Genomic DNA, 2,264 nt, shown 5'->3' on the forward strand with positions numbered 1-2,264 from the left:
AGGCAACGCGGTGCTGCGGTTGACGCGCTTACATCCAACGGCAGCATGAAAGCGTTGGTTCGCCGCTCTTTCAGTCGTCTATGAAGTGAGATCTACGGGAGGTGCAGCGGCACATAGGCTAAACAGCTCGGCGACATCGATTGTTCCGGTCGTCCGCTAGAGGAGCCGCTGCCCGCTGCACAGCGGCAATCTAGGTTAGGCCGCTGCGACTGGTTAAGTGGTGCGACCCACCGTTGGTTGTGGGGTAGCCAGAAAATATTTGCTTCGTCGAAAGCGCAATTTTTCCGGCATCAGCGTCTTGCAGCTTGCAACGCGAGTAGAAGGCAGAGTTTCGGGAATGAGTTCGCGGTGCTGCTTAGAGGCTCAATCGAACACTCCGATCCTGCCCACGCTGAAAACCACGATAGGCTCGCCTTCCTCGCCATCGACTGGATCGCCGTCCCGTCGCCAAACAACGACACCTGCGTGCTGGCGCGCCAGGTCTTCGGCTTCCTCGATCGCCCGTACTTCGTTGGTAGCTACTCGAGGCTCGAATACCCGGACGGCCCGCTTGCGATCGTCAAGGTCGAAGGCAACAATTTAGATGGTGCTGAACGTCCCAGGTATTCGATTTCTCCTTATTGTGGGGGCTGGCCATTCGAGGCAGACATCCCACCATCCACCGGAAGGTTTACCCCGGTTACAAACCGGGCATCTTCACTTGCCAGAAAGGCGATGACGGCTGCGACATCCTCGGGCTTCCCCGGACCTTCAAGCGCAAATCGCTCATTGAATTTGTCGATGAGCTTCCCATCGTCTACCATGTCTTCCGTCATCCCGGTCTTCGTGAAGCTCGGGCAAACGGCGTTCACCCTGATGCCATCTTTGCCGTGATCCATTGCCATCGCCCTGGTCAGGTTGGTGACCGCACCCTTGGCCGCATTGTAAGCGGCCATTCCCCAGTCGCCGCCAGTTCCAGATACTGAACCCACGTGGATGATGGAGCCTTTGGATGTCTTGAGATGCGGGATGGCCGCCCGAGAGGCGTAGAAAACGCCGTCGAGATCGGTGGCCATGACCTTGCGCCAATCGTCCGTCGACAACGATCCGACATCACCTTGGGTAATCACACCAGCGTTGTTGACCAGCACGTCTAGGCGGCCAAACTTCTCTAACGCCGCGAGGACGAGCTGATTGACATCCTCTTCGTTTGATACGTCGGCTTCAATCACGAGAACTTGGCTTTCAGGATACGGCTTCGCTACGTCTTCCAGCTTGGACTTCGTGCGGCCGACCAGAGCGACCTTCGCGCCTTCGTTCAAGAAGCGCTCGGCGGTCGCCTTGCCGATGCCCGAGCCAGCCCCAGTTACGACGACGACCTTGTCCACGAAACGCTGCATGGAAATTTCTCCTTGGATTGCATTTGCCTCCCATTCTCCCGGGGCATTGAACGGGTCGACCGCGAGGTATGTTCCAAGTGTGATGGTTCCGGGACTTCAGGACAGATGAAGGCGGCCGTCGTCAGCACCCGAAGATCACCTGCATCTTTTCGGAGGCTTGAGCGTTGGGCCTTTCCAGAAGGCAGGAGAGAAACGCAATGAACCCACCCCCCGCTCAACAGACCAGCCCGCCGATGGGAGAGAACGCCGCCCTCGAGGAGGTACGCCGACTGCGCGCTGAGGTCGCCGATCTCAAGGAGAAGCTGGTTGCTATTCATAGCCAGTCCGATGTCGAGTTCACGCCTGAGAAAGAGCACGCCTGGCTCAGGATTGCCGCGACGATCGCCGTCACTTTCGCATTAGGACAGTTGATCCGGGCGCTCAAGCTGCCTACTGCCACCGCCGTCGCGATCCCGATGATCAGCAACGAAGTCAACCGCCGTTTCCTATGAGTTCAGGAGGACCTCAGATGTCAGACGAAGATAGAATTCGTGAAGACGCTTACGCGCGCTGGGAGGCAGAGGGGCGGCCCGAGGGCCAGCAAGAACGCCATTGGCGGGAGGCGAGCGAAGCGCTCAAGAACACTGGCCTTCCACAAACCTGGTCGGCGGACCATGGTGGCGGTGTCGGGTCGTCCGCGGGCTCATCCACCGAGCAGACGGATGATGGTATCAAGCCTCAGGACTTGAATTCGGAAAACGATCAGGGCGCTGGCTAAACTAGGACGCGGACTCATTAGCTGATGCGATCCATATCCTCGTCGCTGCAAGTTTGAGAGCGGCGAGATAGTTGTCGGCACGTCGGTCATATCGGGTTGCTAGGCCCCGCATCTGTTTGATGCGATTG

The 2,264-nt window shown here is 58.3% G+C and carries 3 protein-coding genes; 2 read left to right on the top strand and 1 reads right to left on the bottom strand.

Going from position 1 to position 2,264, the window contains the following annotated elements:
• Window positions 1-617 precede the first annotated feature (617 nt).
• Complete coding sequence (budC, locus tag MRBLMR1_RS25205; RefSeq protein WP_500066924.1) at window positions 618-1,379, bottom strand: meso-2,3-butanediol dehydrogenase; 762 nt, start codon at window positions 1,377-1,379, stop codon at window positions 618-620.
• A gap of 197 nt (window positions 1,380-1,576) precedes the next feature.
• Here budC and MRBLMR1_RS25210 point away from each other — a divergent pair, with 197 nt between their 5' ends.
• A complete protein-coding gene (locus MRBLMR1_RS25210) occupies window positions 1,577-1,870 on the top strand; it encodes a hypothetical protein (RefSeq protein WP_148148748.1) in 294 nt (97 codons plus the stop codon).
• 17 nt (window positions 1,871-1,887) lie between these two features.
• Window positions 1,888-2,136, top strand: a complete 249-nt coding sequence (locus MRBLMR1_RS25215) for a DUF2934 domain-containing protein (protein WP_500066925.1) — start codon at window positions 1,888-1,890, stop codon at window positions 2,134-2,136.
• Window positions 2,137-2,264 lie beyond the last annotated feature (128 nt).

This window comes from Neorhizobium sp. LMR1-1-1.1 (assembly GCF_040675795.1).
Classification (GTDB): domain Bacteria; phylum Pseudomonadota; class Alphaproteobacteria; order Rhizobiales; family Rhizobiaceae; genus Neorhizobium; species Neorhizobium cellulosilyticum.

Bases quoted from the DNA above. Each gene is read 5' to 3' on its own strand.
- MRBLMR1_RS25210 (WP_148148748.1), top strand. From the start codon at position 1,577: ATGAACCCACCCCCCGCTCAACAGACCAGCCCGCCGATGGGAGAGAAC.
- MRBLMR1_RS25215 (WP_500066925.1), top strand. From the start codon at position 1,888: ATGTCAGACGAAGATAGAATTCGTGAAGACGCTTACGCGCGCTGGGAG.
- budC (WP_500066924.1), bottom strand. From the start codon at position 1,379: ATGCAGCGTTTCGTGGACAAGGTCGTCGTCGTAACTGGGGCTGGCTCG.